This window comes from Staphylococcus sp. GDY8P126P (assembly GCF_017891965.1).
GTDB lineage: Bacteria > Bacillota > Bacilli > Staphylococcales > Staphylococcaceae > Staphylococcus > Staphylococcus saprophyticus.
Map to the genome: position 1 here is coordinate 84,033 of NZ_JAESKG010000015.1, position 26,845 is coordinate 110,877.

A 26,845-nucleotide genomic window follows, 5' to 3' on the forward strand; every position below is an offset into this window, starting at 1 on the left:
TAAAGCGATATGAATGTTGATGTGCACCCCAAAAGTTGGACTAAAAATCTAACTTTTAGGGGTGCACATCAATGTATGCTTATAGGAGTGTGCTTTTTATTTAAGAATAAATTTAGATTTATGCAAAACGATGATCTAATATGCGATAAATCAATAGAATTTCATAAATGACATGACTTTTAAGTTGATTGCTATCAAACTCATCTAAACCTTTCACAGACATTTTTAGTAAAGAGGCATGTTGTTTCTTACGCTCGAAGTGTCCAGTCGAATATATATTGTTTATACTTTGTGCGATACTTAAAATCGCCAATTTTTCATCGTTTGTAAAAGTAATTATCGTATCTTTCGGTAAATAAACTAAATTAGATAAATGGGTAATAAACAACCTATTAGTATGCGCGCGCGTAGTTAGTGCTTTAAGTTGAATCCATTCTGAATCATGGTGTTTGTGATAGCTTAGTTCATCTTTTTGATAAGAAAGTAAGGTTTCCACTTTTTGATTTAAATCGATTAATTGATTTAATTGACGATAAGGCGCGCCTTTTGTAAATTTACCAAGTAATAATTGACGCATACGTAATTCAAAGAGTTCGTACATTTTTGATTCAGTCAAATTAATAGATGATTCAACTTGATCATAATATTTTGGAGGTAAAATAATAAAGTTTACTAATCCAGCTGTTACGAGTCCGATGATAGCAGTTAATAATCTAGAAAAGAAATTAAAGAAATAGGCTTCATGAATACCTGGAATCATAGCCATAGCTGTTAATGTAGCTACCGTAGTACCCACATGTAAATTAAGTTTGGTACATAGAATAATTGTGAACGTAGCGCTCAATGCATATGCGAAAGGGGATTGGTCCCCAAATATAAATGTGAATATGACTGCAAATAATGCCCCAATAATGGTTGCTGGCAAACGACGATAGCCTTTTTTTAATGAAGCTTTAGCTGTAGGTTCAATCGTCACAATAGCCGTTAATATAGCAAATATCGGATTTAAGTTTAAAGCTAAACAAAATAATGCAGTCAGAAATGTGGCTAGACCCGTTTTAATTGTACGAGCACCGATAATTTTTTTATACCAGTTATCATTCATTTAAAAACTCCTAATGTGATGTATAGTCAAATAACTGCTCAAAATGGTGAGTAGTCGTATTATTAATATCTGTGAAATGTTAAACTATAGTTGATAAAATTTTCTAATTTATTATATCAAAAAAAGTCTGCTATAATAATAAAGAATATAAATTACAAAAAGGAACGGGATAATATGATTGTAAAAACAGAAGAAGAATTAACAGCATTAAAAGATATTGGTTATATTTGCGCGCTAGTAAGAGATGAAATGCAATCAGCAACTAAGCCAGGAATTACAACAAAAGAACTAGACGATATTGCAAAGGACTTATTTGAAAAGCATGGAGCGATATCAGCGCCAATTCATGATGAGAACTTTCCAGGTCAAACATGTATCAGTGTAAACGAAGAAGTAGCTCATGGTATACCTGGTAAACGTAAAATACGTGAAGGTGATTTAGTGAATATAGATGTGTCTGCGCTTAAAAACGGATACTATGCAGACACAGGGATTTCATTTGTTGTTGGTGAACCGGACAATCCATTAAAACAAAAAGTGTGTGATGTGGCATTAGAAGCATTCGAAGCCGCAATGACACGTGTAAAACCTGGTGCTAAATTAAGCCAAATTGGTAAAGCAGTACATGCGACTGCACGAAAAAATAACCTTACAGTAATTAAAAACCTAACAGGTCATGGCGTAGGCCAATCTCTACATGAAGCGCCAAGCCATGTTATGAATTATTATGAACCTAAAGATAAAACACTATTAAAAGAAGGCACAGTAATCGCTGTTGAACCATTCATTTCTACAAAGGCAACTTTTGTAACAGAAGATAAAAATGAATGGGCATTTGAAACAAACGATAAAAGTTTTGTTGCTCAAATTGAACATACGGTTATTGTGACAAAAGATGGACCATTATTAACTACTAAAATAGATTAATCTTGTTTCGGTCTAAAGTCCTAATATAAGATGGTTCCGGAGCCTATACCAATGGTTCCGGAAATTTTTTATAATGGAATCTAATCAATCATGAGGTGATTCTATGAATTATATTACGACTTATTTAGACAAAATGACTAAAAACACTTTTTATACAAGTTTAGTAGAATATAGACAGTATTTAGATAAAAAAATGAGAAGCATTGAAATGTACATAAAATATTTAATTGAAAGAAAAGCGTATGTTGAAAAATTAATAGACAGCTTAACTTTAACGCTAGAAAATAAATATATTGATATGATAGATGAATATTACATTTACTGTGCTCAAGAAATAGAACATTCTGAAATAGAAAAAATTAAAAAAGAATTAAACGAAATGGAAGCAGACTATGCGAGAATTGAATCCGATTTATCTCATCAGGCAGTTGAACGTGCAAACATTGAAACTGAATGTGATTTAATCGAACGTATCAGTTTAGTCGCTTAAAGAAAGGTGGCGAAACATGACTCATAAATATATATCCACAGAGATGCTTATCGTATTTACAGCATTAATGATTATTGCCAATTTTTATTATATTTTCTTTGAAAAAATTGGCTTTTTACTTGTGTTATTATTGGGTTGTATTTTAGTTTATGTGGGTTATATCTATTTTCATAAAGTACGTGGTTTATTAGCTTTTTGGATTGGTGCGTTATTAATAGCATTTACCTTATTATCTAATAAGTATACGATTATCATATTATTTATATTTTTAATAGTACTCATCGTTAGATATATTATTTATAAATTTAAACCTTTAAAAATTACTGCAACAGAAGAAGAAGTAGACTCACCGGAATTTATAAAACAAAAATGGTTTGGCGAGCAACGATCACCTGTATATGTTTATAAATGGGAAGATTTACAAATTCAACATGGCATTGGTGATATTCATATTGATATGTCTAAAGCAGCAAACATTAAAGAAAATAATACAATCGTTATTCGACATATCATTGGAAAAGTTCAAATCGTGGTACCACTTAACTATAATATTATATTACATTTCACAACGTTATACGGGAATGCCTATGTAAACGAAACCTCTTATAAAGTTGAGAATAATAATATTAAGGTAGTAGAAGAAACAAAAGCAGAGAACTATGCTGTAAATATTTATGTCTCTTCATTTTTAGGTGATGTTGAGGTGATTTATAAATGAATCACTACTTTAGAGCGATCGGGTCCATGTTGATATTAGTATATAGTACGTTTTTTGCCATATTCTTTATTGATAAAGTGTTTGTTAATATAATGTATTTTCAAGGTATGTTTTATACTCAAATATTTGGCATACCTGTACTGCTTTTTTTAAATCTAATGGTGATTTTACTCTGTATTATTGTAGGTTCTGTCTTAGCATATAAAATCAATCAGCAAAATCATTGGTTAAAAGATCAAATTGAACGTTCAATAGAAGGTCAAACAGTGGGTATCAATGATCAAAATATTGAATTATACAACGAAACAATCGAACTATATCAAACGCTTGTGCCGTTAAATCAAGAAGTACATAAATTAAGAATGAAAACACAGAACCTGACGAATGAATCTTATAATATCAATGATGTTAAAGTTAAGAAAATTATAGAAGACGAACGTCAACGTTTAGCGCGTGAATTACATGATTCAGTTAGTCAACAATTATTCGCAGCAAGTATGATGTTATCAGCAATTAAAGAGACAGAATTGAAGGCCCCATTGGACCAACAAATACCAGTATTAGAAAAAATGATTCAAGATTCCCAATTAGAAATGAGAGCACTACTATTACACTTAAGACCTATTGGTTTGAAAGATAAATCTTTAGGTGAGGGTATTAAAGATTTAGTCGTTGATTTACAGAAAAAAGTACCAATGAAAGTGGTACATGATATTGAAGAATTCAAAGTACCAAAAGGTATCGAGGACCATTTATTCCGTATTACGCAAGAAGCCATTTCTAATACGCTAAGACATTCTAAAGGAACGAAGGTCACAATTGAATTATTTAATAGGGAAGAATATTTGTTATTGCGTATACAAGATAATGGTAAAGGGTTTAATGTAGATGATAAGGTAGAACAAAGTTATGGATTAAAAAATATGCGCGAACGTGCACTAGAAATAGGTGCAACATTTCATATCGTTTCTTTGCCTGATGCAGGTACGAGAATTGAAGTGAAGGCACCATTAAATAAGGAGGATTCAAATGCCGATTAAAGTATTATTTGTTGATGATCATGAAATGGTTCGAATAGGTATTTCTAGTTATTTATCCACACAATCTGATATAGATGTCGTAGGGGAAGGTAAGTCAGGAAAAGATGCAATCGAAAAAGCACATGAACTGAAACCGGACCTAATTTTAATGGATTTACTTATGGACGATATGGATGGTGTCGAAGCAACTGAACAAGTTAAAAAAGACTTGCCAAATATTAAAGTTGTCATGCTTACGAGTTATATTGAAGATAACGAAGTCTATCGTGCACTTGATTCCGGTGTAGATAGCTATATATTGAAAACAACAAGTGCTAGTGATATTGCTGAAGCGATTCGTAAGACTTACAATAATGAGTCAGTATTTGAAGCAGAAGTCCTAGTTAAAATGAGAAATAGGATGAAACAACGAGCTGAATTGTATGAAATGCTCACAGAACGTGAAATGGAGATTTTATTACTGATTGCTAAAGGTTACTCTAACCAAGAGATTGCCAGCGCTTCACATATTACGATTAAAACAGTGAAAACGCATGTAAGTAATATCCTAAGTAAATTAGAAGTTCAAGATAGAACTCAAGCCGTCATATATGCATTCCAGCACAATTTAATTCAATAAAGGGAATATAAATCTAGCAAGCTAAAACAAACGCGTATGGTAGACATACACGCTGTTTTAGCTTTTTAATTTTTATGCAACAATAAAAGTTTTTATATTTATTAAAATCCCCCTCAAACAATGACATCTCATTTGTTTGAGGGGGATTAGTTAATATTATCCGTTATTTTTCGATGTATCTACATCATTAACTGCTTTGTTTGATGATGTAATATCAGTATTTTTATTTTCAGAATCTTGATTATCTGCAATAGATGTATTTCTATTATGTTCGATATCGTCCAAGGTTTGTTCTTCAGGTGTTTTACCACGTACCACTTTACGTTGATGGAAGATGGCGTTGATTTCAGCACCAATGATGATGATGAAACCTGTGATGTATAACCATAACATTAAGATGATAATACCGGCAATACTACCATATGTTTTAGAATAATTAGCAAAGTTTGAAATATAAAATCCAAATAAATATGACCCACCTAAGAAGACGATTGTTGCAAATATAGCGCCTGGAATAACAGACAATAATTTAATTTTAACATTAGGAGCTAATGTGTATAACACCATGAATGCTATAAGAACAACAATTACAGGTAATACAAAACGTATTGTATCAAACAGCCACTTTACTTGATCTCCAAGGCCTAGCGGGCCGAATAGCAGATCACCAATTTGTTGCCCAAATGTAGGTAACACGAGTGCAACTGGCATAACGATAATCATGGCAAGCGTGAATAATACACTATAAAGTTTAGCAACTACAAAATTTCGGCTATCTTCAACGTCATAAGCAACATTAAAGGCATTCATTAGCGCAGTCATTCCGTTAGATGCGGACCATAATGCTGCGATTAACCCGATAGATAGTAATCCACCGCTCGCATTGTCCATAATATCACCAATTATACTTGAAACTTGAGGTGCATAATCAGATGGCACATGATCTTTTATTAAATCTCTTATCGTCGACTGTTTCACACCAACAACTGGTACGATAGAGAGTAAGAATAGTAGCATTGGGAACAATGAAAGCATGAAATAATAAGATAACTGTGCTGACAGTCCTGATGCGTCATCTTTACCAATTCTATATACAAGATATGAGAAAAAATTTGAATCTTTAGTATATTTTGCTGGTTTATTGATACGTGAAACAAAGAATGCTTGGTTATCTTTCTTAGGTGACTTAGATTTAAATTCATCAGGTGTGATGTAAGTGCGGTCGCGTTTGATTTGTTGACCATTTGTTTCATTAGACTGTTTGTCATTTTCTTCTACACTTTTTGCCTCATTCAAAAAGTTAGAAGTTGTTTTATCTTTTTTAGACATATCTAATCTCCTTATGTATTGATATTTTTCAATATACATTTTAATATACTTTAAAATCTAGTTTAGGTAAATATGTGACGCTATTTTCTTTCGGAAAAATAGATAATTAGATTAATAAAAAAATAGAATAATGCATATGTGTATGCGTAAGTATCAAATGAATGTTAAAACCTAAGTAAATAATGAAGTGTTATTAATGTGAAAATACGGTAATGCATCATAATAATTAAACCTACATAATATTAAGACAATGATATAAATGCATGCAACCGTTTGTAAATTCGTATATAAACACAAAATTGATATTACAAAGCAAAGTTAACATAATGATTGAGCCTGAGATATGTCATACATCCCAGGCTCTTAAATCATTTATTGAAGCTTATGTTTGAAATACAAAAATAAGTAGAATTAGCCGTTTAAACGATTATTCTTACGCTCTACAAAAGTATTTTTTGCATCTTTGATTGAACGTTCTAATTCTGGATTGTTACGTCTGATTTCTTCTACAACGTCTTTCCAATATAACACTTCGTCTTTAATGTTATTGATTGCAGAAGGTTTTTGAGAACGCGTACCTTCTTTTCTGTCTTTAATAGATTGTTTTAAAGATTGACGTGTTGATTTATCAGCTAATGTTGCTGCGCCTCCAATTACGGCACCTAATAAAATTCCTGGAATGAGTTTGTTTTGCATGATGTGTTACTCCTCTCTTAAATTTGCATCTTTAATTATAAAATTGATTAAATTATCACAAGATGATTGTACCATTTTATAGACGCCTTCGAAATTATTTGTATAATAAGGATCTGGAACGTCTGTTTCAGTCATATCGCTAAACTCTAATAGTTTAAACAATTGACCTTTAATATTAGGATTAATTTGTTTGATATTATCAACGTTACTTTGATCCATTGCAATAATGTAATCAAAGTCATCGTTTGATTCAAACAGTTCACTAATCATACCATCAAAAGGTATGTCATGTTCAGATAGAATGGCTTGTGTACCTTCATGAGGTGGCTCACCTAAGTTCCATTGCCCTGTGCCTCTAGAGGTAACTTTTATATCTTTTATATTTCTATCAAGTAATTTTTGTCGCATGATTGCTTCTGCCATAGGTGAACGACAAATATTTCCTAAACATACGAATGCTACTGTAATCATTTGTGTACCTCCAAATTTATATACTCCTCTTTCCCATTTTAAAGCTTTTTTAATCATTTCAAAAGGGTAATTGCCATAAAAGTTTTACAAGATAGGTAAATTTGATAAAATAAATTGAAAAAGAGGTGAATTTTGTGGCAAAAAGTATAGAACAAATGATAGAAGAAATAAGAGATAGATTAAATCTTGTGAATCAAAGTTTGATTGATCCAGATAATTATAAATCAGCAGATGAACAAGAAATTCGTGAAATTCATGAATATGTAACATCAAAAGCATCATTTACACCGAGTGAAGCATCGGCAATCGCTGATGCACTTGGTCAAATTCGTAAATAGGGGGAGTTACCATATGACAGAATTACAAGATAAACTTCAACAATATGCCGAACTATTAGTTGGTGTGGGCATGAATGTTCAAAAGGATCAACCAGTATTTATTCGCTCTAGTGTCGATGCATTAGAACTAACATATTACATAGTTGAAGCGGCATATAAACGTGGCGCTTCTGACGTTAAAGTAGAATATAGCGATGACAAGTTATCGCGTTTGAAATTTGAATATGAATCTGTTGAATTTTTTGAGAAAGACGCTGTGAAATCATATGAAGTTGAAAAACGTATGGACTATGTGAAACGTGGTGCAGCCAACTTAGCACTCATTACACAAGATCCAGATCTATTGAATGGTATTGATAGTGAAAAGTTATCGACATATCAAAGACAATATTCTACTGCTTATAAAGGTTATATGGAAGCAAGTCAAAAGAATCAATTCCCTTGGTGTGTGGCAGCATTCCCTTCAAAAGCATGGGCACAACGCGTATATCCTGACCTGACTGAAACAGAAGCATATAGTAAATTTATTGATGAAGTATTAGACATCGTGCGTGTAGATGGTAATGATCCAGTTAAAAATTGGAAAAACCATGTAGAAAATTTAAGTATTCACGCGCGTAAATTACAAGATAAAAATTATAAAGCACTGCACTACATTTCAGAAGGTACGGATTTAGTTATTGGACTACCGGAAGGACATATTTGGGAAGATGCTACGAGTTATACGAGTGAAGGCCAAGCTTTTGTTGCTAATATCCCAACTGAAGAAGTATTTACCGCACCACATCGCTTAAATGTAAATGGTCATGTCACAAATAAGTTGCCACTTAGTCATAATGGTAATATCATTGACGGCTTCACATTAACGTTCAAAGATGGTGAGGTTGTTGATTTTAAAGCTGATCAAGGCGAAGATGTATTAAGAGATTTACTAAATACCGATGAAGGTGCAAGAAGATTAGGAGAAGTCGCACTTGTACCTGATGATTCGCCAATTTCAAATCGTAACACTATTTTTTACAATACATTATTTGATGAAAATGCATCTTGTCATATTGCATTAGGTTCAGCTTATGGATTTAATGTTGAAGGTGGCACAGAAATGACTACGGAAGAAAAATTAGCGCATGGGTTGAATGACTCATTAATTCATGTAGATTTTATGATTGGAAGCCCTGATCTAACTATTTATGGAATAACACAAGATGATGAAAAAGAACTTGTATTTGAAAATGGTAATTGGTCAAAATAATGTAATGGAAACATTTTTTATTTTATAAATCAAATAAGTGCTAATAAGCGATTAAAGTAAGCATAGGTGTTAAATCATATTAAATACATTTACAAAAAATGATAAAGTCTGATGTTATTTAAATTAGGAGTGAGGATATGAAATCTATATTATGCTGATTTCGGACTCACTCCTTAGTTTATGTCATTGAGAATTGAAAAGGGAGCTAAAATTATGGGAAATGTAGCAAGCAAATCAATGTCGGAATCTAGAAGTATAAAAGAAAGACAAATATTCCCACAAGATACGAACCATCTTCACACGATGTTTGGTGGCATATTGATGGCTAATGTAGATGAGATTTCTGCTATTACGGCGACGAAGCATAGCAATTCACAAGTGGTAACTGCGTCAACAGATTCAGTCGACTTTTTAAAACCTATTAAAACAGGGGATATCATTTCTTACGAAGCAATGGTTTCGTATGCTGGTAAGTCTTCGATGGAAGTTTGTGTACAAATCATTATTGAAGGTGTTGTTAAGAGCGAACGTCATTTAGCGGCACTTAGCTTTTTAACATTTGTTGCTTTAGATGAAAATGGGAAACCACAAGAAGTCCCACAAGTATATCCAGAAACACAAACAGAAAAATGGTTTCATGACACAGCACTTGCTAGGGTAAAACGTAGGAAAGAGCGCAGACAAGAAAGTAAAGAAACGATAGAATTTTTATCCAATGTACAAAATATAGAATAAAATAAAGCGAAAGTTGTACAGTTAATCACTTTAGATTAAATAACAACTTTCGCTTTTTTAGTTATACGTTGCATTTCAACGGTGCATGATTTTCTCCTTCTTTTTAAAATCCGTATTAGGGTAGTACATGTTTTTAACAAGTACATTGGGTCCAAGACAACTAAATTCGGAACAATGACAATTAAGTGATTGAGCTAAAGGTGTCGCAAGCCAATGGTTAAATACGTCTGGTAATTTATCATGCTTAATGTTAGAAATAGTACCATTTTCATCACCAAAGTCAGTAACTATGACGTTACCTGTAAAAACATTCACATTCAATCTATTGCGTCCATCAGGGTCATTTCTCATCGTTACATTCGGTGTATCTCTCAGTCTTTGCAATAAGGCTTGATCATTTTCATCTTTGATACATGGATAAATAGGTAATGTACCAAATAGCATCCATAAATTTGGATCACGAATATCTAAAATATGATGGATTGCTGTTTTCATCTCTTTAAGAGAAAGCACTTCTAGTTGGCTAGCAAAATCAGCAGGGTACATGGGATGAATTTCATGTCTTTGACATTTCATATCATGGACAATCTCATTATGTATTTTTTCAAGATGGGGTACAGTGCTTTGATTTAACATCGTTTCGGCAGAAATAAACATACCTTGTTGAGATAAGTTACTGGAATTAGATAACATTTGTTCATACAGTCTCAGTTTTGCTTTTAATGGAGGTTGCTTGTCCATGGCACCAAATCCTACATCTGTAAACTCATCAATTGTTCCCCAATTATGTGAAATATGCATGACATCAATATATTCAGCAATATCTAAATAACGATCTAATGGTAAAGTTAAATTAGAATTCATTTGAACATAGATACCACGGCTATGTGCATATTTTAACAAGGGTTTTACAACATTTCTTATGGATTTTTTTGAAAACATAGGTTCGCCACCTGTGATAGACATGGTTTTAAGGTCTGGAATTTCATCTAAACGGCGATAAATTAAATCCATAGGTAACGGGTCTGGGTCTGTGGTTTGCAATGTATAACCGACAGCGCAATGACTACAACGCATATTACATAAATTCGTCGTCGTAAATTCGATATTACTTAACGTCAAACGATCGTGTTCTTGCATATCATTGTATGCTTCCCACGGGTCGTTATGAATTGAAATTGGTTTCTTAACATTTGATGCATACAAATTCAACATAATTAAAACTTCCTTTTTTAACTTTTATCTGCTATGAGTATATACTAAACTTTATTTGTATAGGGAACGGTGTATACAAATTTATGAATAATCGTATGTGTCTCACATCTAATATTTCACCTTAATATTATTAAGACTATACCAAATTTTGTCAAATCCATGTTAGGATTATACTATCTTATAAAAAGGAGTCATTTTTAAAATGAATGAAAATCAAACAATTGATCAAATTAGAGCAAGATTAGAAAAATTTATTGATGATATCGATCACGTAAATCCGGACGAAGTGCGCGTAGAAGATATAGATGAGTGGATTGGTTTGCTCGATCAACTTGAAGAAAAAGTTAAAACTGTTTCAAAATCATCAGAAGATAAATAAGTTAATTGAATGCTATCTTAGGCCGATGTTTAAACTTTCAAGTTTTAGTCTATATATAACGTAGAACATAAATAGAGAAAGGTGATTATTAATGGCTAAAAAAGTAGCAATCATTTTAACAAATGAATTTGAAGATATTGAATTAACTAGTCCTAAAGAAGCGATTGAAGAAGCGGGACATGAAACAGTTGTTATAGGTGATCAAGCGAATAGTGAAGTCGTAGGTAAACATGGCACAAAAGTTGCGGTAGACGTTAGTATTGCTGACGCAAAACCTGAAGACTTTGATGGTTTATTAATTCCTGGTGGCTTTTCTCCTGACCACTTACGTGGCGATGCTGAAGGCAGATATGGTACTTTTGCGAAATACTTTACTAAAAATGATGTACCAGCATTCGCAATTTGTCACGGACCTCAAATTTTAATTGATACAGATGATTTAAATGGACGTACTTTAACTGCAGTATTAAATGTGCGTAAAGACTTAGCAAACGCTGGCGCACAAGTCGTTGATGAATCAGTTGTAGTAGATAAAAATATCGTTACAAGCCGTACACCAGATGATTTAGATGATTTTAATAGAGAAATTGTAAATCAATTAAACGATTAATATGTATAGGTAAGTAATTAAAATAGTTTTTCGTGAGTTAGTTTCATAACTGGAAGCGATAGGTAGTATAAAATACCTGTCGTTTTCCAGTTTTTTTGTTGTCTAAGTTAGACATAATAACCAAAAACGCATTGTTGTAAAACTTCATGTGGACACATTCATACACCCTTGGACCGATTTTTGCAATTAGCTATAGATAAACATTTAAACTATTGATACACTCACTTATAATGATATGAGAGCAACGTAAAGGAGCTACCGCATGAAAAGAAGCGATCGTTATAAAACGTACAACAAACCAAACGACTCAAATGATTCAAATCAATTACATCATAATACGTATTTTAAACCTGTGAATAAACCGCAGAAAAAGAAAAAAGGTAAAGGTATCATTTTAAAACTACTCATTCCCATCTTAATTATTATTGGAATAATCATCGGCGTCATGTATGCATTATCACTTAGTGCTGATACAGATGAGTTGAAGAATATAACAGAAAAAGAATCTTTTGTTTCTGCATCAGATATGCCAGATTATACAAAAGGTGCTTTCATTGCTATGGAAGATGAACGCTTTTATAAACACCATGGTTTTGATGTGAAAGGAACTTCACGTGCATTATTTTCAACATTGAGTGACAAAAGTGTCCAAGGTGGAAGTACCATTACCCAACAAGTAGTTAAAAACTATTACTATGATAATGAACAGTCAATTACTAGAAAAATTAAAGAGTTGTTCGTGGCACATAGAGTAGAGAAAGAATATGATAAAAATGAAATTTTAAGTTTTTATATGAATAACATCTATTATGGGAGTGACCAATACACGATTGAATCTGCTGCTAATCACTATTTTGGGGTAACGACTGATAAAAACAATCCAAATTTACCACAAATAACGGTATTACAAAGTGCTATATTAGCAAGCAAGATAAATGCCCCAAGTGTATATAATATCAATGACATGTCAGATAATTTTACTAACCGTGTTAAAACAGATTTAGAAAAAATGAAGCAGCAAGGTTATATTTCAAATAGTCAATACGAGAATGCAATTCAAGAACTAGGTGTTTAATATCAAAATAGCGCTTAATTTTTAATGGTATTTATAAGAGAGATTTAAAAAAATAAAAATAACTAAGTGTGAGGGTACGAAATCAAAAAGAGTGATTGATTTTGTATCCTCACACTTTTTAGATTAATAAATCTTTAAGCATTTTAATTAAGCTAGTCACTATGATTCCATTACCAAACAATATGCGTTATCCTTAGAAGTGGAGTGAGGATAATGCCTAAAATTACAAAAATAGAAGTACAAAAGAAAAATAAAGAGCGTTTTAATTTATATTTAGATGAGGAATTTGAAATGGGTATCGATATGGATACTTATGTACATTTCAATTTAAAAAAAGGTCAAATCGTTGATGCTGCTGACATGGAAAAAATCCAAAAGTATGACCAATATAGACAAGCAGTGAATGTAGCAATCCAATTTTTATCTTATAGAAAAAGAACAGATCATGAAGTGATACAACATTTACAAAAGAAAGAAATTTCCGAATCTGTTATAGCAAGTGTCATTGGCTATTGTCATGAGCAAAGACTAATCGATCATGAAGACTATGCTAATAGTTTAAAAAACACTATGATACTTACTACAGATAAGGGGCCAGGTATTTTCAGACAAAAATTGAGAGATGCTGGTGTTGAACAAACAATTATTGATGTATATGCTGAGCGTTATGAGAACGAACAACCAATGGAAGATATTATTAAAGTTGCAAATAAAATATTAAGACAAAAAAAAGGTCCTACAGTTAAAAGGAAAGAAAAACTATCGCAAGCTTTGATGCAAAAAGGTTATAGCTTTGAAATAATAAAAGTAGTGATGGATGAAATGGACTTCTCACAACCTGAAGCAGAATTAGACGGTTTGTTACAACAAGAACTAGAGAAGGTTTACAATAAATATTCAAGAAAATTTTCAGGCAGAAAATTAATTAATAAAACAATAGAAGGTCTTATGAGAAAAGGCTATAAATATGATAAAATTAAAGCTAAACTGGAAGAGAGTGGTATTGTAGATGGAACAGAAGAAATTGAGTGAAATGAGTGAGGTTGAGTTACGTCACGAAATTCAAGGTTACAAAGAAAAAATGAGAAAAGCAGAGATGAATGGGATATTTAATGAATATGATGTTTATCAAAGTAAGGTCATCATTGCCGAGAGCTATTTGGTAGATAGAACAAAAATAGAAATCGGTAGAATTTATAAGTTAAATGACGGGACTGAGAATTATTTTAAAGTTGAAAGATTAAAAGGTGTTTTTGCTTGGGGCTTTAGAATAAAAAGTGCAGAACCTGAAGAAGGTTTACCAATTGCATTATTAAAATTATAGAAGGATGACGATAGATGGGTAGTTCAATTATATTAAAGTTACTCAATGTAACTCATTATTATAGAAATAAAAAATCTAAAAAATGGTATTTACCATTTGGATATGATGCAGAAGATATTGAATTGAATAATATTAATCTACATATCTATCAGGGAGAAGCACTAGGTATTATTGGTGAAGGCGACTCCTCAAAATCTTTGATAGGGCGTTTATTAAGTGGTGAAATGAAACCAGATAAGGGTAAAGTTGTTAGAAAGAAAGATATATTCTTTGCAGATATCGAAGATAAATTGCTTCAATCTACGACGGTGATAGATTATGTGAAAAATGTAACCACGTTATTTCCTTATAAAACATCTGATCATAAAGTAGAACAGATTATTAAGTTTGCCCATCTTCAAGAAGATATAAATACACCTATTAAAAGTTTGACGGATGAAGCCTATGCGAGATTGCAATTCACATTAGCGAGAACATCAAAATCCAGTATTATTGTAATGAACCAAATACTGAGTTATTTAGATGAAAGTTACTTTGAAAAAGCGATTGAACTAACGAACGAATACATAAATGAAAATTTGACCATAATACTTATCGATGACAATATAGAACGAATTTCACGAACGAGTAATTATATTGCGTGGATTTCACATGGTCAGCTTAGAATGGATGGATCGCTTAACCAAGTATTACCTGCTTTTAGAGAACATGAAAAAGATCGGCTATCATTGACGAGTGAAGAAGAAAAATCTAATTTTGACGTTGATTGGAAAAAAAGCAGAACAAGAATCCCTGAGTTAACCTATAATTTCAAACGTATTGAACGCTATAATCATGCTAAGCCACCAGTAGCACTTGTCCGTTTTTGGACATTGTTTATTGTGTTCTTATTAGGTATGGTCATCATGGCATTATTAATGTTTAATGATTTAGGTAAGCTTGAAATAGGCAAAAATGATGATCAAACGACAATACAAAACCAACAAAAAAATCCGTATGAAGAAAAATTAGCATATGGCATTGTTTTAAAAGATGCGATAAGTTTAGAAAATATGTCGAATGGTAAAAAAATAAAAGCAGATAAATATGCTTTTGTTACGATAACAGGTGAAAACACAAAAAATTATCGTATTGAAATTGATAACAATAACTATAAAGTTGCAAAGAACAAGTTACGCTATTTTGATCCAGCAAGCTTGTTTGAAGAACATAGTGCAAGTGCATTAGCACCCTATATGCATAAAAATTATAGTAACTATAATGAGTTCTTTAATAGCCATTTGCATAAAAAACATAGCACGGTGACCGATTCGCTCGTACCTGAAAGTGGTAAAGATGACCGTTTTGTTGTACCCATCGTTCAACAACCGATATCGATGTTATTTAATGATCAAAATAAATTAGTTGGTTTTACGATTCCTATAAAAGATAAACAAAAACTAAAAGAAAAATTTAATATTGAAACTAATTTTTGGATAACAAAATCGGGTGATGGGTATTTTATGGCAGATATGAAAAATAATAAATGGATTTATATCGAATTGTAGGTGTGAAAAATGATTGATAGTATGATTAACTATTTTATAAATACACCACATCTCATTAAACATGCGTACCAGCGTTTGAAATCGCAATGGATGTGGTTAGTAATACCCTTTATAGTAAGTATGTTAGTACTCTTAATAATGATGTTGATATTTAAAATGAATGGTACGGAAGAAATTAAACAAGCACGAGGCTTTTTTAGATTAGCAGCGGTGATGAGTTTTGCATATATTTGGATTGCGATATATCAAAGTTTTAACACATTTAAACGTGATTACTTTACTGGAAAATTATTTAATATCAATCCAATTTTTCAAAATATTATCATAGCGCTATTGTTTAGTTTGGTGATGTTCATTTCACTTATAATGATAATTTTAGCTACACCCGTAAATATTGAAAGTTCGGTGCTATCTACATTATTCTTTGTTGCTATGTCATTAGTATTTATTGTAGTTATTTCTACAGTACTAGGTTTAATAGCAATTGTGAGTAACAAAATCAATATAATTTATTATATTGTAAGTGCAGTCATGTTTTTCATTGTTCCAATTATTTTCATACCTAATACAAATACGACATTAGTGTCGCATATTTTAATGCTCAATCCCTTATATTATATAATTGAAGGGATTTCACAGTCGGTTGTATTAGGAACGCTGAGTCTAAATAATATACCACAGCATATATACTTCCTATTATTTTTAGCAATAGTGTGTGTCATTATTTATGCATTATATAGAAGTATTGCGCATAAAAAATATTCATATGTTGCTTCATATAAGCAACAAGCAGAGAACGAAAATTCTGAAAATCTAGAAGATAAAGCAGATGAAAATAAATAATGTTAGTTACTTAAAAGATAAAAAAACTGGAGGTTTACGTTACTAATAACGCGTACCTCCAGTTTTTAATTACTTTATTTAGCAAATAATTTACGTTGTAATTTATCTTCACTGAAAACCCAACCAATATAAGAATGATCGATAACCATATGTTCATCTAAATGTGCAATTGCAACAAATGAGTAATGACCATTTTTTAGATAACGTAAATCGATTAATCTAATTTCTGTGGTATTATCATTTAATTTGCGTGATTGCCAACGATATATTGACGAGAAATTAAGAAATGTTTTAATATTTTTATCGTCTTTTACATATTGCATTAAATCATCACTTGGGAATGATTGACGTTTCGATTTGTCACTAAATACGATGTTTCTTCCATAGCTACGACCAACATAATCATGCATTTCCGTTTGTACTGCGACGCGCCATTGCATAAACCTTATTGTTGGTGCAACAAATACTTTTACAGGATTGTGTTCTTGTTTAATTTGTCGCAATGCTTGTTGTTTTATAATCGCTTGCATTCTAAAGCGAATAATATAATATACAACAAGTATGCCAACGATTGGGAAAAATGCGAGATATGGATGTACGCCAACAATCCACAGTAATATACCTATACACCATAATACAAATATGATTGGATCAAATGTATTAATAACACTGAGTTGAATCCATTTATTTGTAATGGGTCTAAGTGCTTGTGTACCATAAGAATTAAATATATCCACAAATACATGAAGAAATACGGCAAGTTGCGCCCATAACCAGACATGGGTCGTATCTACATTTTTAAAGAATGTAAATATTAATAATGTAATGAACAAAGGCCATAAAATTGTAAAAGGGATTGAATGTGTGATGCCTCTATGATTTGATATATAAGTAGCATTATCTTTTAATTTAAAAACGGTGTCACCATCCGGAATTAATGAACCAACTATTAAAGTTGTAGCAGTGGCTGCAAAAGATCCCGCCATGGCAGGGTCTTGGGTCGCTAATGCTGTGAGTCCGATACCCATGACAATATGTGTTCCTGTATCCATAAGTATTCACTCATTTCATGTCTATAATATATTCATTATAATCTAATACGTCCAATATTAAAAATAACACACTATATATCATATAGAAAAATTTTAGAAAATAGAAAGTGATGTGCTTTATGCTTAATGAACCAAAATTCAAAAAAAATCTAGTTGACTGGTTTAATAAAAATCAGAGAAAGATGCCATGGCGAGAAACCTCAAATCCATATTATATTTGGTTAAGTGAAGTTATGCTCCAACAAACACAAGTTAAAACGGTAATAGACTATTATCATAAATTTATTGATCGATTTCCTACTATTGCAGATTTAAGTAATGCACAGGAGGATGAAGTGCTTAAATATTGGGAGGGGCTCGGTTATTATAGTCGTGCTAGAAATTTTCATACTGCCATTCAAGATGTACATCATAACTTTGATGGAGAAGTACCGAATCATCCAGAAACGTTCGGGAAATTGAAAGGTGTAGGGCCATATACTCAAGCTGCTGTAATGAGTATCGCATTTGATTTACCTCTAGCAACGGTAGATGGCAATGTATTTAGAGTTTGGTCGAGGCTAAATAATGATACACGAGATATTAAATTACAATCTACTAGAAAGGCATTTGAAAAAGAGTTACAGTCTTATGTCGAAAGTGACGCTGGTACATTTAATCAAGCTATGATGGAATTAGGCGCATTGGTTTGTACACCGAAAAATACGCTGTGCATGTTTTGTCCCGTACAAGAGCATTGCGAAGCATTTTTAAACGGTACAGTTGAAACATTACCTGTGAAAACCACTAAAGTTAAAAAGAAACATATTAAGCAACATGTTTACATCATTAAAACGCAAGATAATGAAGTATTAATTGAAAAACGTATGCAAAAATTATTGAATAATATGTGGGAATTTCCGATGTATGAAGCGGAAGCGGAACATCAAATTAATTCAATTTTAAATACAAATATCCAATTTTCAGAACAACCAGCTTATAAATTGAAACATCAATTTACACATTTAACTTGGGACATTGAAGTTTATTTAGCAGACCAGGAAATTAATAACAAAGATGAAATAAGTTTACCTAACAATATGAAGTGGATGAATTTAGATGAAAAAGAAGATTATAATTTTCCAGTGAGCATGACAAAAATATATAAATTTTTATTATCGCATTGATAGACTCGGTGTAGTCTACTTAGTTATGTTATAATTTATAATGTGAAATTAAGAAAAGGTGGTGTGGAGCATGGTAAAAGAATCCATACCTAAAGAAGGTCAGACAATAAAAATACAAAGTTATAAACATGATGGGAATATTCATCGTGTTTGGTCTGAAACTACTATATTAAAAGGTACGGAACATGTTGTAATAGGTGGAAATGATCATACGCTTGTCACAGAGAGTGATAGTCGTACTTGGATTACGCGTGAGCCAGCAATTGTATATTTCCATTCAGAATTTTGGTTTAATGTGATATGTATGTTTAGAGAAGATGGCGTCTATTATTATTGCAATTTATCTTCACCGTTTGTGTGTGATGATGAAGCGTTAAAATATATTGACTATGACTTAGATATTAAAGTATATCCAAATGGTAAGTATCATTTATTAGATGAAGATGAATATGAACAACATATGAGACAGATGAATTATTCTTCAGATATTGATGTCATTTTAAGGCGCAATGTAGATATCTTACAACAATGGATTGAACAGAAAAAAGGTCCATTTGCTCCTGATTTTATAAAAGTTTGGCGTGAACGATATAAAAAAATTAGAAATTATTAAGCACATTTAATGTTTTTAATTAAATTATCCTATATAGTGGTATGCGTGTAATTAATAGCAACCAAAATCTTTTATTTGAAAAATGGTATGGCAAATGAACATAAACAATTAAAGATCGTCCGTTTATAGCAGCCTCGTTGAAATTCAGCGCAGGCTGTTTCATTTGCGAGTAAGTGTGGGGAGGAAATAAATTTATGATTCGAAGATATTTACAATTTGTAAAACCATATAAATGGCGAATCATTGCTACAATTCTTGTCGGAATTTTAAAATTCGGTATTCCAATGTTAATTCCATTATTAATAAAGTACGTTATTGACGATATCATAAATAATGGAGCGATTACAGCGGAGGAAAAATTCACTAGATTAGGTATTGCATTGGGCATTGCAGTATTCATCTTTGTAATTGTGAGACCACCAATTGAATTTTTAAGACAATATTTGGCGCAATGGACAAGTAACAAAATTTTATATGATATACGGAAAAGATTATATAATCATTTACAAGCATTAAGCGCACGTTTCTATGCTAATAATCAAGCAGGTCAAGTTATTTCAAGAGTGATTAATGATGTAGAGCAAACAAAAGATTTTATATTAACTGGTCTAATGAATATATGGCTAGATTGTATAACGATAGTTATCGCATTGACGATTATGTTTTATTTAAATGTAAAACTGACGTTAGCAGCATTAGTTATTTTCCCTGTGTATATATTGACTGTATATTTCTTCTTTGGGCGTTTAAGAAATTTAACCAGAAAAAGATCACAGGCGTTGGCTGAAGTTCAAGGATTCTTACATGAACGTGTTCAAGGTATGTCAGTAATTAAAAGCTTTGCAATTGAAGATAATGAAGCACAAAATTTTGATAAACATAACCAAAATTTCTTGCAGAGAGCGTTTAATCATACGCGTTGGAATGCGTATTCATTTTCAGCAATTAATACTGTGACAGATGTTGGCCCATTAATTGTTATTGGTTCGGGCGCTTTCTTAGCTATTAATGGATCTATCACGGTTGGTACTTTAGCTGCGTTTGTAGGATATTTAGAACAATTATTTGGTCCATTACGTAGATTAGTGTCATCATTTACTACATTAACGCAAAGTTTCGCATCCATGGATCGTGTTTTTCAATTGATGGATGAAGGTTATGATATTAAAAATAAAAAAGGCGCACTTCCGCTTGAAATTAAAGAAGGCGATATCGAGATAAACGATGTGAGCTTTAAGTATAATTTAGAAGAAGCAACTATATTAAATAATATTAATTTGAAGATTAATAAAGGTGAAACAGTTGCATTCGTTGGCATGAGTGGCGGTGGTAAATCGACATTAATTAATCTTATTCCGAGATTTTATGATGTTTCAGGGGGAGAAATTAAGATAGATGGTACGAACATTAAATCTTATTTAACTGGCAGTTTGAGAAATCAAATTGGATTAGTACAGCAAGATAATATCTTATTCTCAGATACAATTAAAGAAAATATCTTACTGGGTAGACCGAATGCTACGGATGAAGAGGTTATTAAAGCAGCGAAAATGGCTAACGCACATGATTTTATTATGGAACTTTCTGAGGGTTACGATACTGAAGTCGGGGAGAGAGGCGTTAAATTGTCAGGAGGACAAAAACAACGTGTATCCATTGCGCGTATCTTCTTGAATAATCCTCCAATCATTATCCTAGATGAAGCAACAAGTGCATTAGATTTAGAAAGTGAATCTATCATTCAAGATGCATTGACAGTATTAAGTGAAAATAGAACAACATTAATTGTGGCACATAGATTGTCGACGATCACACATGCAGATAAAATAGTGGTAGTTGAAAATGGTGAAATTGTAGAGGTGGGTTCCCATGAAGCTTTATTAGCTAAAAAAGGTGCTTACGAACATTTATATAGTATTCAAAATTTATAAATATTCGTTATTCGAAATAATCAATTAATATGTGAACAATTAAATCTATAAGTTATATTTAATTATGTTAATGATGTTTATAAAAATTAAAAAAAGCGAGGCAAACTAATCAAACTGAATCAGTTTTGATATTTGTCTCGCTTTTTTATACACAAAAATCGTTCGTTTTATCTTTGTTAACTAGATAATAAGGTATTTTAAACATGGCATATCATTGTGGAATGACGCTTGATAAAAAAACCGCATAGTACAGCTTATGTTAGCTGCACTATGCGATAATTAGTTATAAATCAAAATCTTCGTCTAAAATATCAATTTCATTGTCATTGTTATGGTATGAGAAGAAACTAATACGTAATCTGTCTAAATGTTCTAATGTGTAACGATATTCTTCAATAGCTGAAATGATTTGCATGACATTTGCGTATGAATACATCGTTTGATAAGGATTTCTAATAAGTTCCTTTTGGAAGGCATCCATTAGTTCTTTCTTTTGTGGATTTTCAATTTGATTTTCAAATTGGCCAACGTCATACTTTGCTTTTTTAGAAAGGCTAATAAATATTTGTTCATGATATGCAATCAACGTATCAATTTCTAATTTAATCTGTAATAGCAATTCATGATTCAAATTGTGTAAATCGTTTTGGTAGCGATTCATTTTTTTCAGCACGTCATAGGCATGACGCGTACTTCTAACCACTTCTTTAAAAAGTATTTTTTTCCTGTTTTGGGCATACCTTTGTTTTTTAGTTAAAGGTCGTTCTTCTTCATAATAAACAAATGTTTGTTCTAGTTTTTTAATTCTATCACTAATTACGCCTCTATCTTCTTTAATATGATGGTATTCAGATGTATCATTTAAGACTAATTTGAACCAAACAAATATATCGGAACAAATATTTAAAGAGTTGTAATAAATTTTTGATTCAAATTTTGGTGGTAAGAATACTAGGTTAACGATTGAAGAACTGATTACACCAATCATAACGAGCACAAAACGATAAAATGCAGAAACATAAAAATCTCCTGTGTGTTGTCCCATAATAATTAATGCTGTCACACTAGCTAAGGTAGCAACATGTGCTAAATTAAAGCGGAAAAGTACAGCAATTAATAATATTACGGTTACACCCATAATTACAACATTATCTCCAAATACCGTAACCATTGCTACAGCAAGTAATGCACCAAAAACATTACCTATTGCTTGGTCAGAGACAGTTTTAATTGATCGAAATACGCTAGGCTGCATTGCAACAACCGCACTGACCCCAGCAATTGCTTTCAAACCAGCTTCATTAGGTAGTAGAGAAGCGATAAACAAAGCAAGTATAATGGCTATACCTGTCTTGAGAATACGGGCTCCTAATTTCAAATGTACCGCTCCTTAATATATTAATAATAATTGTGTTTATACTTGTTATACAATTATTAGCAGTAAATTTCAAGTTTATTTCATTTGACTAAAAGCATAATCGACAGCTTTTAACGTAGAATCGATATCTTCTTCTGTATGTTCAGTAGTTAAGAACCAAGCTTCAAATTTAGAAGGTGCTAAGTTTATACCTTGATTTAACATTAGTTTAAAGAATTTAGCGAAAGCTTCTCCATCTGAATTTTCCGCTTGGTCATAATGAACAACCGTTTCATTTGTGAAATATAGCGTAAGTGCCCCGTATACTCTATTGACTGTTGCTGTTATATTGTGTTTGTTAATTAAAGAAAGTAAACCATCTTCTAATCGTTTACCTAGTGCATCTAATTGTTCATAAACACCGTCTTGTTCTAATACTTCCAATAATGCAATACCGCCTTTCATTGAAAGGGGATTACCAGCCATTGTTCCAGCTTGGTATGCCGGACCTAATGGTGCTACTTGTTCCATTATCTCTTGTTTGCCACCATAACCACCAATTGGGAGTCCACCGCCAATAATTTTACCGAAAGCAGTTAAATCAGGGTAAACTTTATATAAATCTTGAGCGCCACCATAATGGAAACGGAAAGCAGTAATGACTTCATCGTAAATAACAAGACTTCCATTATTGTGTGTAATCTCGTTAACTTGTTCCAAAAAGCCTTGTTTTGGCTCAACCATACCAAAATTACCAACGATAGGTTCAACTAAAACAGCGGCAATTTCATCTCCCCAATAATCGATTGCTTCTTTATAAGCATCTATATCATTGTATGGAACGGTAATGACCTCTTGAGCCACACTCAATGGTACACCTGCTGAATCTGGCGAACCCAATTGTGATGGGCCACTACCAGCTGCAACTAAAACAAGATCAGAGTGTCCATGATATTGACCAGCAAATTTAACTATTTTATTACGTTTTGTATAAGCACGTGCTACACGAATTGTCGTCATAACGGCTTCAGTACCAGAATTGACGAATCTGATTTTTTCTAAGGAAGGAATAACATCGCGCAATTTTTTTGCAAATTCTATTTCTAATTCAGTTGGCGTGCCATATAGTATACCTAACGCTGCTTGTTTTTGTATTGCTTCTGTAATATGTGGATGTGCATGACCAGTGATGATAGGGCCATATGCTTGTAAATAATCTATATATTTATTACCATCCACATCGTATAAATAAGCGCCTTTACCTGAACGCATCATTACAGGTGCGCCACCACCTACTGCTTTATAAGAACGCGATGGAGAGTTAACGCCACCCAAAATGTATTCATCAGATAATTTCTGAAGTTTTTCACTTTCAGTAAATTTCATTATTATCAACCTCTTTTAATTTAATATTTTCGCTTATTATCGTATCATAAAATTAATCATAAAAAGAAATAGGGTGAGTTATATGTTGAAAAAAGGAGATCAATTTCCTTCATTTGAATTAGAAAATCAAAATGGTGAGCTAATCACGAATGAGACGATTAAAGGTAAAAAGGCAGTTTTGTATTTTTATCCAAGAGATAATACACCAACATGTACTACAGAAGCGTGCGATTTTAGAGATAATATCGCTTTATTTAATGATCTTAATGCCAGTGTCTATGGCATTAGTGGTGACAGCAAAAAGAAACATCAGAATTTTAGTGACAAATTAGATCTAAATTTTGACTTACTTGTAGATACAGATTATAAATTATCTGAAGCGGTTGGTGTATATCAACTGAAAAAATCATTTGGAAAAGAATCCATGGGTATAGTGAGAACAACCTTTGTAATAGATGAAACTGGTCAAATTATTGATATAATTGAAAAAGTTAAAGTGAAAACGCAAATAGATGAATTAAAACAAATCTTGGGGTGAGCATAAATGAAAGCAGTCAGTCTAATGAAATTGGGCGATTTAGAAAATGAATTGAAAGCACACTTTCCAAATGTAGACTTTGTGTTTAGCAATGGTCTCTCAGATATAGATGACAAGGACAGAGAAACTTTAGAAATATTATTTGGTTATGATGGTAAATTGGATGAATCGTTTTTAAAACAATGTCCTAATTTAAATTGGATTGCTTGGTATGCCACAGGTGTAAACAACTTGCCTTTAGAATACATAAGCAAGCATAATATTAAACTAACGAACGCTAAAGGTGTACATGCAAAACAGATGTCGGAGTTTATATTTGCGTACATATTAGATGATTATAAAAAGATGAGAACTTCCTACATAAATCAAAAAAATAAATATTATGATTCTTCGTTAACTGGATCAAGATTAAGTGGAGAAAAGATATTGTTTATAGGAACAGGAAGCATAGCTCAACAAACAGCGAGAATTGCAAATGTTATGGGCATGACAGTGATGGGTGTTAATACAACTGGACATACTATTGAAGGGTTTAGTGAGATATATCCAATCAATGAATTGAAAGAAGCGTTGCAGGAAGCGAATATTGTAATAAACACTTTGCCAGAAACCAAAGGTACAATTCATCTACTTGAAAGAGAGCATTTTGAATGTATGGACCATAATTGTCTTTTTATCAATGTAGGCAGAGGCACAGTAGTTAAAGAAGAAATTTTAATAGAAGCTTTAAAAGAAAAATTAATTAGACATGCATACTTAGATGTATTTGAAAATGAACCATTGCAACCGAGTAATGACCTATATCAATTGGATAATGTAACGATTACAGCGCATATTACAGGTAATGGTAATGAAAATAAAAGCGAAGTGACAGGTATATTTGAGAAAAATTTAAAATCCATTCTCAATAACAATGAACTAATTGAGAATGTCGTAAATCCTTTGAATGGCTATTGATGTGTTTATAGCTTTGTTTATTGACATTTCCCCATGTGAACAGTTATATTAATATTAAGTAATAATAATTCTTAAATAGAAAGATGGTGAGGGGAATGAGTGCAGAGTTGGAAACGATAGAGCATCAATTAGAGGATTCGATTACTTCATTGAGAAATAATGGTGTAAGAATCACTCCACAGAGACAGGCAATTCTTAAATTTTTAATTGCTTCACATACTCATCCGACAGCAGATGAAATTTATCAAGCACTTTCACCTGATTTTCCAAATATAAGTGTTGCTACTATATATAATAATTTACGTGTATTTAAAGATATTGGTATCGTTAAAGAACTTCCTTATGGAGATTCTTCGAGTCGTTTTGATTTTAGTACACACAATCACTATCACGTTATATGTGAACAATGTGGTAAAATCGTTGACTTCCATTATCCACAACTAGATGAAGTGGAACAGTTAGCACAACACGTAACAGACTTTAATGTAACGCATCACCGTATGGAAATATATGGGTTATGCAAAGATTGCCAAGATAAATAAACTTGATGATGAGAAATAATTAAGCAAAGCTATTTTTAAAATCAATTTTAATCATGAAGAAGGGACTTACTATTCAGTAAGTCCCTTCTTTCACTTTTAGTTATTATAGAAGTAAGTGATTTAATAAAGTGCATTTTTAAAAAGGTGAATTTAATTTTTCAACATTAACTAATATGAATTTAACTTAATGATAATAAGAAAAGGTAATAAAGTAATCAAAATGTGAAATTGGTTACACGATCTATTTACACAAAATAAAATTTAAATACATTTAAACGATATTTGGTAATATCCGTAGTAAAATTAAACTAAAAAGATCTGTATTTTTTATTGACGGTTATAAATAATCTTGATATTATATAAAAGTCGTCAAAACACGACGCACTGCAATATAAATCGAATCAACAGAAATTATCAAAAGTGTAAATTTGACACTTGTTAATATAGTTGAAAGATAATACAATATTAAATGTTGAGTTAAAAAACGCAACAAACTTAATAAAAAACAACAAAAATTTATTGTTGACTTAACAAAAACTTAATGTTATAATAAATTCTTGTAACGTATTAATGAACATTGAAAACTGAAT

General features: G+C 31.8%; 29 protein-coding genes. 21 read left to right on the plus strand and 8 right to left on the minus strand.

All coding sequences use genetic code 11. From position 1 onward, the window contains the following. Nucleotides 1–118: 118 nt before the first annotated feature. Complete coding sequence (locus KA893_RS11880; protein ID WP_002482841.1) at nt 119–1,105, minus strand: FUSC family protein; 987 nt, start codon at nt 1,103–1,105, stop codon at nt 119–121. Between the two features lie 174 nt (nt 1,106–1,279). Here KA893_RS11880 and map point away from each other — a divergent pair, with 174 nt between their 5' ends. From map to vraR, 5 genes are all read left to right on the plus strand, one after another. After that, nucleotides 1,280–2,032, plus strand: a complete 753-nt coding sequence (gene map / locus KA893_RS11885) for a type I methionyl aminopeptidase (RefSeq protein WP_210125839.1) — start codon at nt 1,280–1,282, stop codon at nt 2,030–2,032. A 103-nt stretch (nt 2,033–2,135) separates the two neighbouring features. Continuing rightward, the gene (locus KA893_RS11890; protein WP_041079966.1) at nt 2,136–2,522 is read left to right on the plus strand and encodes a hypothetical protein; all 387 of its coding nucleotides are present in this window, start codon (nt 2,136–2,138) and stop codon (nt 2,520–2,522) included. Nucleotides 2,523–2,538: 16 nt separating this feature from the next. After that, entirely contained in the window at nt 2,539–3,240 is a 702-nt protein-coding gene (gene vraT, locus KA893_RS11895) for a cell wall-active antibiotics response protein VraT (RefSeq protein ID WP_011302780.1), read from the plus strand. Next, a complete protein-coding gene (gene vraS, locus KA893_RS11900) occupies nt 3,237–4,280 on the plus strand; it encodes a sensor histidine kinase VraS (protein ID WP_011302781.1) in 1,044 nt (347 codons plus the stop codon). Before vraT ends, vraS begins: the two co-directional genes overlap by 4 nt. Next, nucleotides 4,270–4,899: a response regulator transcription factor VraR gene (vraR, locus tag KA893_RS11905; RefSeq protein ID WP_002482846.1), complete on the plus strand. Its 630-nt coding sequence runs from the start codon at nt 4,270–4,272 to the stop codon at nt 4,897–4,899. The genes vraS and vraR overlap by 11 nt, the downstream gene beginning before the upstream one ends. Nucleotides 4,900–5,055: 156 nt before the next feature. On the opposite strand, the gene KA893_RS11910 is transcribed toward vraR, so the two are convergent. The 3 genes from KA893_RS11910 to KA893_RS11920 all read right to left on the minus strand — a co-directional run bounded on the left by KA893_RS11910 (nt 5,056) and on the right by KA893_RS11920 (nt 7,395). Next, nucleotides 5,056–6,228, minus strand: coding sequence for a YihY/virulence factor BrkB family protein (locus tag KA893_RS11910; RefSeq protein ID WP_002482847.1), 1,173 nt, complete (start codon nt 6,226–6,228; stop codon nt 5,056–5,058). Nucleotides 6,229–6,639: 411 nt separating this feature from the next. Further along, entirely contained in the window at nt 6,640–6,924 is a 285-nt protein-coding gene (locus KA893_RS11915; RefSeq protein ID WP_002482848.1) for a hypothetical protein, read from the minus strand. Between the two features lie 6 nt (nt 6,925–6,930). Further along, entirely contained in the window at nt 6,931–7,395 is a 465-nt protein-coding gene (locus KA893_RS11920) for a low molecular weight protein-tyrosine-phosphatase (RefSeq protein WP_037538133.1), read from the minus strand. 134 nt (nt 7,396–7,529) lie between these two features. On the opposite strand from KA893_RS11920, the gene KA893_RS11925 reads away from it, so the two are divergent. The 3 genes from KA893_RS11925 to KA893_RS11935 all read left to right on the plus strand — a co-directional run bounded on the left by KA893_RS11925 (nt 7,530) and on the right by KA893_RS11935 (nt 9,720). Continuing rightward, the gene (locus KA893_RS11925; protein WP_002482850.1) at nt 7,530–7,733 is read left to right on the plus strand and encodes a DUF1128 family protein; all 204 of its coding nucleotides are present in this window, start codon (nt 7,530–7,532) and stop codon (nt 7,731–7,733) included. A gap of 13 nt (nt 7,734–7,746) precedes the next feature. Beyond that, nucleotides 7,747–8,985 (plus strand): aminopeptidase, encoded by a 1,239-nt coding sequence (locus KA893_RS11930; protein ID WP_041079969.1) that lies wholly within the window; start codon nt 7,747–7,749, stop codon nt 8,983–8,985. Between the two features lie 213 nt (nt 8,986–9,198). Beyond that, nucleotides 9,199–9,720: an acyl-CoA thioesterase gene (locus KA893_RS11935; protein ID WP_037538134.1), complete on the plus strand. Its 522-nt coding sequence runs from the start codon at nt 9,199–9,201 to the stop codon at nt 9,718–9,720. Nucleotides 9,721–9,795: 75 nt separating this feature from the next. Here KA893_RS11935 and yfkAB read toward each other — a convergent pair whose 3' ends face one another. Continuing rightward, nucleotides 9,796–10,935: a radical SAM/CxCxxxxC motif protein YfkAB gene (gene yfkAB, locus KA893_RS11940; protein ID WP_210125841.1), complete on the minus strand. Its 1,140-nt coding sequence runs from the start codon at nt 10,933–10,935 to the stop codon at nt 9,796–9,798. Between the two features lie 202 nt (nt 10,936–11,137). Here yfkAB and KA893_RS11945 point away from each other — a divergent pair, with 202 nt between their 5' ends. The 7 genes from KA893_RS11945 (at nt 11,138) to KA893_RS11975 (ending at nt 16,713) form a co-directional block, all read left to right on the plus strand. Beyond that, on the plus strand, nt 11,138–11,314 hold the full coding sequence (locus tag KA893_RS11945; RefSeq protein WP_002482854.1) for an SE1561 family protein: 177 nt from the start codon (nt 11,138–11,140) through the stop codon (nt 11,312–11,314). Nucleotides 11,315–11,405: 91 nt separating this feature from the next. Next, entirely contained in the window at nt 11,406–11,924 is a 519-nt protein-coding gene (locus KA893_RS11950) for a type 1 glutamine amidotransferase domain-containing protein (protein ID WP_011302786.1), read from the plus strand. 262 nt (nt 11,925–12,186) lie between these two features. Further along, complete coding sequence (gene sgtB, locus KA893_RS11955; protein ID WP_115338455.1) at nt 12,187–12,999, plus strand: monofunctional peptidoglycan glycosyltransferase SgtB; 813 nt, start codon at nt 12,187–12,189, stop codon at nt 12,997–12,999. Nucleotides 13,000–13,212: 213 nt separating this feature from the next. Next, nucleotides 13,213–14,031 (plus strand): recombination regulator RecX, encoded by an 819-nt coding sequence (recX, locus tag KA893_RS11960; protein WP_115340508.1) that lies wholly within the window; start codon nt 13,213–13,215, stop codon nt 14,029–14,031. Beyond that, nucleotides 14,009–14,323 (plus strand): YfhH family protein, encoded by a 315-nt coding sequence (locus KA893_RS11965; RefSeq protein WP_011302789.1) that lies wholly within the window; start codon nt 14,009–14,011, stop codon nt 14,321–14,323. The genes recX and KA893_RS11965 overlap by 23 nt, the downstream gene beginning before the upstream one ends. A 14-nt stretch (nt 14,324–14,337) precedes the next feature. Continuing rightward, the gene (locus KA893_RS11970; protein WP_041079974.1) at nt 14,338–15,870 is read left to right on the plus strand and encodes an ATP-binding cassette domain-containing protein; all 1,533 of its coding nucleotides are present in this window, start codon (nt 14,338–14,340) and stop codon (nt 15,868–15,870) included. A 9-nt stretch (nt 15,871–15,879) separates the two neighbouring features. Then, complete coding sequence (locus tag KA893_RS11975; protein ID WP_069825938.1) at nt 15,880–16,713, plus strand: sugar ABC transporter permease; 834 nt, start codon at nt 15,880–15,882, stop codon at nt 16,711–16,713. 74 nt (nt 16,714–16,787) lie between these two features. Here the strand turns inward: KA893_RS11975 and KA893_RS11980 are convergent, their stop codons facing one another. Beyond that, on the minus strand, nt 16,788–17,765 hold the full coding sequence (locus tag KA893_RS11980; protein ID WP_002482861.1) for a metal-dependent hydrolase: 978 nt from the start codon (nt 17,763–17,765) through the stop codon (nt 16,788–16,790). Between the two features lie 119 nt (nt 17,766–17,884). Here KA893_RS11980 and mutY point away from each other — a divergent pair, with 119 nt between their 5' ends. The 3 genes from mutY (at nt 17,885) to KA893_RS11995 (ending at nt 21,475) form a co-directional block, all read left to right on the plus strand. Next, nucleotides 17,885–18,931, plus strand: a complete 1,047-nt coding sequence (mutY, locus tag KA893_RS11985; RefSeq protein ID WP_037538136.1) for an A/G-specific adenine glycosylase — start codon at nt 17,885–17,887, stop codon at nt 18,929–18,931. Nucleotides 18,932–19,001: 70 nt separating this feature from the next. Continuing rightward, the gene (ntdP, locus tag KA893_RS11990; RefSeq protein ID WP_002482863.1) at nt 19,002–19,544 is read left to right on the plus strand and encodes a nucleoside tri-diphosphate phosphatase; all 543 of its coding nucleotides are present in this window, start codon (nt 19,002–19,004) and stop codon (nt 19,542–19,544) included. A 194-nt stretch (nt 19,545–19,738) separates the two neighbouring features. Beyond that, a complete protein-coding gene (locus tag KA893_RS11995; RefSeq protein ID WP_037538138.1) occupies nt 19,739–21,475 on the plus strand; it encodes an ABC transporter ATP-binding protein in 1,737 nt (578 codons plus the stop codon). A gap of 283 nt (nt 21,476–21,758) precedes the next feature. On the opposite strand, the gene KA893_RS12000 is transcribed toward KA893_RS11995, so the two are convergent. Continuing rightward, nucleotides 21,759–22,853, minus strand: coding sequence for an FUSC family protein (locus KA893_RS12000; protein WP_002482865.1), 1,095 nt, complete (start codon nt 22,851–22,853; stop codon nt 21,759–21,761). Nucleotides 22,854–22,928: 75 nt separating this feature from the next. Continuing rightward, nucleotides 22,929–24,218: a glutamate-1-semialdehyde 2,1-aminomutase gene (locus KA893_RS12005; RefSeq protein WP_210125843.1), complete on the minus strand. Its 1,290-nt coding sequence runs from the start codon at nt 24,216–24,218 to the stop codon at nt 22,929–22,931. 82 nt (nt 24,219–24,300) lie between these two features. On the opposite strand from KA893_RS12005, the gene KA893_RS12010 reads away from it, so the two are divergent. From KA893_RS12010 to perR, 3 genes are all read left to right on the plus strand, one after another. After that, a complete protein-coding gene (locus KA893_RS12010; RefSeq protein WP_002482867.1) occupies nt 24,301–24,756 on the plus strand; it encodes a peroxiredoxin in 456 nt (151 codons plus the stop codon). A 6-nt stretch (nt 24,757–24,762) separates the two neighbouring features. After that, nucleotides 24,763–25,713, plus strand: coding sequence for a phosphoglycerate dehydrogenase (locus tag KA893_RS12015; protein ID WP_002482868.1), 951 nt, complete (start codon nt 24,763–24,765; stop codon nt 25,711–25,713). Between the two features lie 95 nt (nt 25,714–25,808). Beyond that, the gene (gene perR, locus KA893_RS12020; RefSeq protein ID WP_002482869.1) at nt 25,809–26,255 is read left to right on the plus strand and encodes a peroxide-responsive transcriptional repressor PerR; all 447 of its coding nucleotides are present in this window, start codon (nt 25,809–25,811) and stop codon (nt 26,253–26,255) included. Nucleotides 26,256–26,845 lie beyond the last annotated feature (590 nt).

Bases quoted from the DNA above. Each gene is read 5' to 3' on its own strand.
- KA893_RS11945 (WP_002482854.1), top strand. From the start codon at position 11,138: ATGAATGAAAATCAAACAATTGATCAAATTAGAGCAAGATTAGAAAAA.
- KA893_RS11880 (WP_002482841.1), bottom strand. From the start codon at position 1,105: ATGAATGATAACTGGTATAAAAAAATTATCGGTGCTCGTACAATTAAA.
- recX (WP_115340508.1), top strand. From the start codon at position 13,213: ATGCCTAAAATTACAAAAATAGAAGTACAAAAGAAAAATAAAGAGCGT.
- KA893_RS11920 (WP_037538133.1), bottom strand. From the start codon at position 7,395: ATGATTACAGTAGCATTCGTATGTTTAGGAAATATTTGTCGTTCACCT.
- KA893_RS11980 (WP_002482861.1), bottom strand. From the start codon at position 17,765: ATGGATACAGGAACACATATTGTCATGGGTATCGGACTCACAGCATTA.
- map (WP_210125839.1), top strand. From the start codon at position 1,280: ATGATTGTAAAAACAGAAGAAGAATTAACAGCATTAAAAGATATTGGT.
- yfkAB (WP_210125841.1), bottom strand. From the start codon at position 10,935: ATGTTGAATTTGTATGCATCAAATGTTAAGAAACCAATTTCAATTCAT.
- vraS (WP_011302781.1), top strand. From the start codon at position 3,237: ATGAATCACTACTTTAGAGCGATCGGGTCCATGTTGATATTAGTATAT.
- KA893_RS11930 (WP_041079969.1), top strand. From the start codon at position 7,747: ATGACAGAATTACAAGATAAACTTCAACAATATGCCGAACTATTAGTT.
- KA893_RS11935 (WP_037538134.1), top strand. From the start codon at position 9,199: ATGGGAAATGTAGCAAGCAAATCAATGTCGGAATCTAGAAGTATAAAA.
- KA893_RS11965 (WP_011302789.1), top strand. From the start codon at position 14,009: ATGGAACAGAAGAAATTGAGTGAAATGAGTGAGGTTGAGTTACGTCAC.
- KA893_RS11975 (WP_069825938.1), top strand. From the start codon at position 15,880: ATGATTGATAGTATGATTAACTATTTTATAAATACACCACATCTCATT.
- perR (WP_002482869.1), top strand. From the start codon at position 25,809: ATGAGTGCAGAGTTGGAAACGATAGAGCATCAATTAGAGGATTCGATT.
- KA893_RS11910 (WP_002482847.1), bottom strand. From the start codon at position 6,228: ATGTCTAAAAAAGATAAAACAACTTCTAACTTTTTGAATGAGGCAAAA.
- KA893_RS11995 (WP_037538138.1), top strand. From the start codon at position 19,739: ATGATTCGAAGATATTTACAATTTGTAAAACCATATAAATGGCGAATC.
- KA893_RS11970 (WP_041079974.1), top strand. From the start codon at position 14,338: ATGGGTAGTTCAATTATATTAAAGTTACTCAATGTAACTCATTATTAT.
- KA893_RS12010 (WP_002482867.1), top strand. From the start codon at position 24,301: ATGTTGAAAAAAGGAGATCAATTTCCTTCATTTGAATTAGAAAATCAA.
- vraT (WP_011302780.1), top strand. From the start codon at position 2,539: ATGACTCATAAATATATATCCACAGAGATGCTTATCGTATTTACAGCA.
- KA893_RS11915 (WP_002482848.1), bottom strand. From the start codon at position 6,924: ATGCAAAACAAACTCATTCCAGGAATTTTATTAGGTGCCGTAATTGGA.
- KA893_RS11950 (WP_011302786.1), top strand. From the start codon at position 11,406: ATGGCTAAAAAAGTAGCAATCATTTTAACAAATGAATTTGAAGATATT.
- KA893_RS12005 (WP_210125843.1), bottom strand. From the start codon at position 24,218: ATGAAATTTACTGAAAGTGAAAAACTTCAGAAATTATCTGATGAATAC.
- mutY (WP_037538136.1), top strand. From the start codon at position 17,885: ATGCTTAATGAACCAAAATTCAAAAAAAATCTAGTTGACTGGTTTAAT.
- KA893_RS12015 (WP_002482868.1), top strand. From the start codon at position 24,763: ATGAAAGCAGTCAGTCTAATGAAATTGGGCGATTTAGAAAATGAATTG.
- sgtB (WP_115338455.1), top strand. From the start codon at position 12,187: ATGAAAAGAAGCGATCGTTATAAAACGTACAACAAACCAAACGACTCA.
- KA893_RS11890 (WP_041079966.1), top strand. From the start codon at position 2,136: ATGAATTATATTACGACTTATTTAGACAAAATGACTAAAAACACTTTT.
- ntdP (WP_002482863.1), top strand. From the start codon at position 19,002: ATGGTAAAAGAATCCATACCTAAAGAAGGTCAGACAATAAAAATACAA.
- vraR (WP_002482846.1), top strand. From the start codon at position 4,270: ATGCCGATTAAAGTATTATTTGTTGATGATCATGAAATGGTTCGAATA.